Origin of the sequence: Vibrio cincinnatiensis (assembly GCF_022113815.1) — a bacterium.
Classification (GTDB): domain Bacteria; phylum Pseudomonadota; class Gammaproteobacteria; order Enterobacterales; family Vibrionaceae; genus Vibrio; species Vibrio cincinnatiensis_A.
Genome location: NZ_SGOM01000022.1, coordinates 1 through 6584, shown reverse-complemented (window position 1 = coordinate 6584; position 6584 = coordinate 1). Strand labels below are relative to the sequence as shown.

The 6584-nt window shown below is 38.6% G+C and carries 9 protein-coding genes; 8 read left to right on the top strand and 1 reads right to left on the bottom strand.

The window, feature by feature from the left end:
• Nucleotides 1-96: 96 nt before the first annotated feature.
• Both EXA13_RS15950 and EXA13_RS15945 read left to right on the top strand, forming a co-directional pair.
• The gene (locus tag EXA13_RS15950; RefSeq protein ID WP_238134023.1) at nucleotides 97-483 is read left to right on the top strand and encodes a YybH family protein; all 387 of its coding nucleotides are present in this window, start codon (nucleotides 97-99) and stop codon (nucleotides 481-483) included.
• A gap of 193 nt (nucleotides 484-676) precedes the next feature.
• Nucleotides 677-940, top strand: coding sequence for a hypothetical protein (locus EXA13_RS15945; RefSeq protein WP_199352296.1), 264 nt, complete (start codon nucleotides 677-679; stop codon nucleotides 938-940).
• A gap of 209 nt (nucleotides 941-1149) precedes the next feature.
• Here the strand turns inward: EXA13_RS15945 and EXA13_RS15940 are convergent, their stop codons facing one another.
• The gene (locus EXA13_RS15940; protein WP_238134022.1) at nucleotides 1150-1380 is read right to left on the bottom strand and encodes a PAS factor family protein; all 231 of its coding nucleotides are present in this window, start codon (nucleotides 1378-1380) and stop codon (nucleotides 1150-1152) included.
• 785 nt (nucleotides 1381-2165) lie between these two features.
• Here EXA13_RS15940 and EXA13_RS15925 point away from each other — a divergent pair.
• The 6 genes from EXA13_RS15925 to EXA13_RS15890 all read left to right on the top strand — a co-directional run bounded on the left by EXA13_RS15925 (nucleotide 2166) and on the right by EXA13_RS15890 (nucleotide 6392).
• Nucleotides 2166-2420 carry a type II toxin-antitoxin system Phd/YefM family antitoxin gene (locus tag EXA13_RS15925; RefSeq protein WP_001223794.1) on the top strand — a complete coding sequence of 85 codons (255 nt, stop codon included), beginning with the start codon at nucleotides 2166-2168 and terminating at the stop codon, nucleotides 2418-2420.
• A complete protein-coding gene (locus tag EXA13_RS15920; protein WP_000098716.1) occupies nucleotides 2413-2676 on the top strand; it encodes a Txe/YoeB family addiction module toxin in 264 nt (87 codons plus the stop codon). Before EXA13_RS15925 ends, EXA13_RS15920 begins: the two co-directional genes overlap by 8 nt.
• A gap of 663 nt (nucleotides 2677-3339) precedes the next feature.
• On the top strand, nucleotides 3340-3804 hold the full coding sequence (locus EXA13_RS15915) for an ASCH domain-containing protein (RefSeq protein ID WP_238134020.1): 465 nt from the start codon (nucleotides 3340-3342) through the stop codon (nucleotides 3802-3804).
• A 151-nt stretch (nucleotides 3805-3955) separates the two neighbouring features.
• Entirely contained in the window at nucleotides 3956-4471 is a 516-nt protein-coding gene (gene def / locus EXA13_RS15910) for a peptide deformylase (protein WP_094145932.1), read from the top strand.
• Nucleotides 4472-4605: 134 nt separating this feature from the next.
• A complete protein-coding gene (locus EXA13_RS15900) occupies nucleotides 4606-5226 on the top strand; it encodes a hypothetical protein (protein WP_238134019.1) in 621 nt (206 codons plus the stop codon).
• A 146-nt stretch (nucleotides 5227-5372) separates the two neighbouring features.
• Nucleotides 5373-6392 (top strand): RelA/SpoT domain-containing protein, encoded by a 1020-nt coding sequence (locus tag EXA13_RS15890; RefSeq protein WP_238134018.1) that lies wholly within the window; start codon nucleotides 5373-5375, stop codon nucleotides 6390-6392.
• The last annotated feature ends 192 nt before the right edge of the window (nucleotides 6393-6584 follow it).

Sequence of the window (6584 nt, the reverse complement as noted above, 5' to 3'; positions counted from 1 at the left end):
CAGCGTTGGGCTATGTGAGTCCAGTGGTGTTTGAAAGTGTGTAGTTATGTTGTGTCCACTTTTCGTGGGGTACACTAGCATATTGGAGATAACTTAGTGAAAAATTTGATAATAGAACAAATAAAAAAAGCAGATAAGGCTATTGTATCGGAAGACTTTGAGGCGTTAATGGAGATTTATACGGACGATGCTGTTCTCGTTGTGGAGCCGGGCAAGAATGCGGTAGGTAAAGAAGCTATTCGTAAAGCATTTGAAGCAATTGCTGTTTATTTTAAAAATGGTTTAAATGTTCAGCAGCAAGGTTTAGAAATTTTAACCTCAGGTGATAGAGCGTTAGTTTTAGCGAATACGATAGTCTCTGCACCTAATTATCCCGCTGTCGTTCGTAAAGCGACCTATGTTTTTGTTCAAGATAAGAATGGGGATTGGTTATGTACAATCGATAATTCTTATGGTCATGAAATTATTGGTAAATATGCATAACAAACGCTTCAATGGGGACAGCCAACGCTGGGCATTTTTGGTTTGAATGAACATTTGAGGTTATGCCTGTCCTGTTTGAGTGCAGGTGTTTTACGTTGTCTGCCCTTTAAGCGGGCGTTATGTGTTTTTTAGCTAGTCCCAATAGAAACAAGCACATAGAATGGGCAAGCTTGTTTCCAACTTAGTTTTCAACATGAATAGATCAACCATGTTTGGGATTATGGCATCACTATTAGGATTGGCAGCTTTAATCTTTACTGTGATGGACGGCTCACACTTTCCAGTAATTCAATGGCCATATGAAGCATATCAAGGCTTAGTATTTTCGTTTGTTTGGGGCTTTGGCGTATCAGCGATGGTTGGATATTTACTATCAATCCTAGTTTTCATAGGTGTTGCTGTTGTTTGCTTTGCGGTTGGTCATAAAATATCGCGTAGCATGTTTGGACGAGGCTAACTTTAGCTTAGAGTTCATACACATAACAAACGCCTCAAGAGGGACTGTCAACGCGTGGCGTTTCCAGTCCCATTGAGCCGCGATGGTTACGATTGTTGTGTTTGAGTTTAGTGGTAATGCGTTGTCAGCCCCTTAGGCGGGCGTTATGTGATTGGTCGTAAATTGAAAAACGGCCCTAATCGAATGGGCCGAATATTAACTGAAAAGGTTTAGTGTTCAGGAGTTTCAAGCAATTTGATCACGCTTTCTACGGCATTAGACATTGCTTGCTCATTTTCAAGTTTACCTGAACCAGCAGGCCCAAGGGCCTGAGAATACAAAGTAAGTTGTTTTTCGAAAGGTAAGCCTAACTGATCGTATAAGTTTTGTCGGATTTGTGCATGCTGTTCAGGATCTTGGTTAGCAAGATTAATAAGGGTTTCATAAATAAGCGTTTTCATGAGATATCCATTTTATAATATTTGACGGGGCGCATAGGATTGTAATCGATAATGGATTGTAAATCTGAAGCAACAATCACATAACAAACGGTTCAAGGGGGACAACCAACGCGTGGCATTTTTATTATGCGTTGATTTTTGTGGTTACAGTGTTATGCGGAAGCTTGGTAGTGGCGTTGGTTGCCCCTTAACCGGGCGTTATACGTAATTAAAGTATGAAGATGATGAAGATATTTTTAATAACAGCAACACTTACTCAATTGGTTCTTCTGAGTTTATCGAAATATTATGGTTTCGTTGCGAATGGCGTGTTACAAGCTGCAGTGGAAGCACAAGACTCAAATATCCTAATGTCACTTGATAATTTTCAATATTACCGCAATTTGGATGATAACTTAGGCTACATATCTACATCAATCTGGGTGTCGGTAGTGATTATTACACTACTTAAAAGTGTCTCAAATACTAAAATGGGTAATTTAGCTATTTGTTTGCCATTGATATTTAACATAATATTAATGCTAATGTAGCATTATTTTTTGTATTAGAACAATGAGTTACTGTGAAGTTACGTATAACAAACGCTTCAAGAGGGACAGCCAACGCGTGGCATTTTTACTATGCGTTGGTTTTTGTGGTTACGGTGTTATGCGGAAAGTTAGTAGTAGCGTTGGCTGCCCCTTAAGCGGGCGTTAGCTGCCTACTGGCGAATATGTTCCTTTAGCTGTACAAGTTGAGTTGTGAATACTATACTTGTTCCGTAAACAGTACATGTGGGAGGTTCTATGAGAATCGTTTCTTTTACAGAAGCTAGGAATAGTTTAAAAGCAGTCTTGGATGCCGTTGTGAATGATGCGGATACAACCGTCATCACTCGACGTGATTCAGAAGATGCCGTGGTTATGTCGCTGGATTATTACAATAGTCTAATGGAAACCGTACATTTGCTTCGCTCTCCAGCGAACGCTGAACATCTAAACCGTTCAATTGCCCAGTTCAAAGCGGGAAAAGTTACCCAAAGAGATCTGATTGATGAGTAGTCGTTTACTGTCATGGACAGATGAGTCCTGGGATGATTACTTGTACTGGCAAACACAAGACAAAAAAACACTCAAGCGGATCAATAAAATCATCAATGATGTTAAGCGTTCACCGTTTGAAGGCATTGGTAAACCAGAGCCTCTAAAGGAAAATCTATCTGGTTTTTGGTCTCGACGGATCGATGATACAAATAGACTGGTTTATGCTGTTGATGATAATGCAATAACGGTTATTTCGTGTCGCTACCATTATTGAACCAAGTGACTAAAGGCAGCTAACAAACGCTTCAAGAGGGACAGCCAACGCGTGGCATTTTTACTGTGCGTTAGTTTCAGTGGTTACGGTGCTATGCGGAAAGTTAGTAGTAGCGTTGGCTGCCCCTTAAGCGGGCGTTATGTAACTGTAGAGAAAAAACATAATATATTGAAAATTAAAGTGTTTTTATGATTTCTTTACTTTGAATTTGGCTTCTGCTTTCTATGTTCGGTACTTTTAACTAATTGTTTGAATTGGTTATTTATACAGTTTGTAAAGTCAGTCTTATTCCTGTTGATTTGGTTTTCGTCTTCTTGTCCTTCGAGTCTTTATTCAGCATTTAATGGTAAAGTGGGTTTGCGTTCAGTTTGTCTATAGTCATGATCCGCAGAATCAAGTTACTTTTGTAGTTGCCAGAGTTTTTTCTACTGGGTCAATGCTGACTTTTCGTGTAAGTTAAATCGTGTTTGGCGATGCTGTTTTTGGTAATGCTTTGAAATAGTTAGTAAAGTTACATAACAAAGCATTTAAGAGGGACAATCAACGCGTGGCATTTTTGGTTTGGATGCGCATTTGAGGTTACGGCAGGTTAGTTTAAGTTCAGCTGCTAGCGTTGCTTGCCCCTTAATGCGGCGTTATGTTTTTAATCAGGTTTAGTGAATCATGGAAGAAAAAAGTCAGTTATTCTTGGAACAATACCTTAGCTCTTTACCTAGAGAAGTATCTGAAAAGTATACCTCTTTCAGCGCAGACTATTTTTGTGCAGATGAATACAACGCAAATGTATGTGCCGATTTAATCCTCCGAGGCGAGAAACGAGCGTCATGCAGTCTGGAATATTGGTACAGTCAAAAAGGTGTACTTATGCCTCAAGTTGGCCACCTTCAAGTGGTGACTAACTGGGATGGTAAGCCGATTTGTATTATCGAAATTACCTCAGTTTCTAAGTGCCAATACAATCAGGTCACTGAAAATTTTGCTGCTTCAGAAGGTGAAGGTGACAAATCATTGGCATGGTGGCAGGAGGCTCATCGAAATTTTTTCTCACGAGAATGTCATGAGCTTGGAATCGAGTTTCGAGAAGATATGCTTTTGGTTTTAGAGCACTTTAAGGTCGTGTACCACTAAAAACATAACAAACGCCTCAAGAGGGACTGTCAACGCGTAGCGTTTCCAGTCCCAATGAGCCGCAGTGGTTACGGTTGTTGTGTTTGAGCTTAGTGTTATGCATTGCCAGCCCCTTAGGCGGGCGTTATGTGCTTAAAATATAAAGGTAAATATGGCAGTTTTAGAAATTCTTACAGCACCAGATCCAAGGCTTAAGATTACAGCAGAGAAAGTGCAGGACATTGAATCGGTTCAGAAATTAATCGATGATATGTTGGAAACCCTATATTCAACTGATAATGGTATAGGTCTAGCTTCAGTTCAAGTGGGTCGTAAAGAAGCGGTTGTTATTATCGATCTTTCAGATAATCGAGATCAGCCATTGATATTGATTAACCCTGAAGTAGTGAGTGGTAGCAATAAAGCTTTAGGTCAAGAGGGGTGTCTTTCAGTTCCAGATTATTATGCTGAGGTGGAACGTTATACATCAGTTGTGGTATCGGCGTTAGATCGAACAGGTCAGCGAATCACGATCGAAAGTGATGATTTTCTGGCTATCGTGATGCAGCATGAAATTGATCATCTTTCTGGTAATTTATTCATTGATTATCTTTCACCGTTAAAGCGTCAAATGGCGATGAAAAAGGTGAAAAAGTATGTCAAATCGCACTCTCAACCACGCACATAACAAACGCTTCAAGAGGGACAGCCAACGCGTGGCATTTTTACTATGCGTTGGTTTTTGTGGTTACGGTGTTATGCGGAAAGTTAGTAGTAGCGTTGGCTGCCCCTTAAGCGGGCGTTAAAAAGAGGTAAAAATATATGCGAAAGTATTTAGTGATGGCGGTATTGGTAATTTTGGTTACTTTTGGTACATATCTCTATTTCTTCTACTTTAATTCACATCAAAAATTCGTTATTGATTCGCAAAAATGGTCAGACTTTGGTGGTTTTATTGGAGGAGTTTTGGGGCCAATTCTATCTGCTCTAGCACTAATCGCTGTTTCTGAAACGTTGCAAAATCAGAAAATTGCTAATGAGTACTCTCAAAAGCTTGATGAGATAAAAATGAGAACAGAAGACTTGGAAAATATATCCAAGCAATTTGAAAGTATGTTCAATAAGCCTGCACGTAAACTTAATGGTAAGAGTATTTACGAGGCAATTAATGACTGTCATTTCAAGAGATGCTCTAGAAGCGAAGAAATAGAAAAATGTGCAAAAGTTGTTGTAGATACATTAATAAATATTGCTAATATCATACTTGTTATCGAAGAAAAGAAAAAGTTTTTGTTTAAAGATGAGTTTTCAGCTTTAGCGTTCAAACAAACTTGGATTTACAAATATACTGGCTTTGGTAATTGTGCCTTTGAATTGATTGATGCTAATAGCATAAACGATAGCCAAAAAGCTGTTCTTAAAAGTGGGTTAGGGATCGAGTAGCCTCTTTTTAACAAACTGTTTAAGAGTGATTCGCAACGCGTGGCATTTTTGCTATGCGTTGGTTTTAGTGTTTAAGGTGGTATGCGGGAGCTTCGGTATTGCGTTGCTCACACCTTAACAGGGCGTTAAATTATAAGGAGTAATACGTGGCAATAGTACAGCCAACATCATCAAAAAAAGCAGTAATGAGGGCAGGACAGAAATTAGCAGATTGTTATGGTGCTAATTGTCCCTTAGAGGGAAATTCATTGGACATTTTGAATAATTGGCGTTTATCGCACTCATATCCATTGGAGAAAATACGTACATATTTAGAACAAAGTGCACAAGGAGTTGATCCCAAAGCCCTTATTGCTCAAAGGATAAAGCGAGTACCATCTATTGTTGGTAAGCTAAATCGTTTTTCAACAATGCGCTTAGATAGAATGCAAGATTTAGGTGGATGCCGTGCAGTTGTTAGTAGTATTGAAGATGTATATAAAGTTGTAAATAAAATAAAAAACACTCGCTTTATGCATGAGCTTAAAAATGAAAAAGATTACATTGATACTCCTAAAGATAGTGGTTATCGCAGTTATCATTTAGTTTATGCATTTCAAAATAAAAAATATGAAAAGTTGAATGGATTGCAAATTGAAATGCAAATAAGAACTGCAGTGCAGCATAGTTGGGCAACTGCAGTTGAAGTTGTTGGTGCATTTACTGCTCAGTCATTAAAATCAAATCAAGGAAATGAGCGGTGGCTAGAGTTTTTTAAACTGGCATCAAATTACTTTCAAGAACTTGAGCAAGGTAAGCGTTATAGAAATGCTCCAGAAGACCTAAAAAAAATGTGTGAAGAAATGAATGTTAATCGGTTTGTGCGAGCCTGTGCAGTTACAGCTAACCACATTGATAAAGAAAAACATAAGTGGGCGTCGTACTTCTTAATGGAGCTTGATCCTCAAAAAGGAAATATAAAAATAACTAGCTACCCTACAAATCTATTGAAGAAAGCTGGTGATGATTACTTAGAAGCTGAATATAGGTGTAAAGATATTGATGGTGCTGAAGCTGCGTTGGTATCAACTAATGATCCAGATAACTTAAGAAATGCTTATCCAAATTATTTTGCTGACACGCGAACCTTTATGAATAACCTTGGACGAGTACTTGGCAATATATAATTTAACAAACGCTTCAAGAGGGACAGCCAACGCGTGGCATTTTTATTATGCGTTGGTTTTTGTGGTTACGGTGTTATGCGGAAAGTTGGTAGTAGCGTTGTCTGCCCCTTAAGCGGGCGTTATGTTGCCCTGATAAATTTTACAATCTAGAGTTCGAAAATGATAAGAAAGTACAATTCAAATGACTTAGAT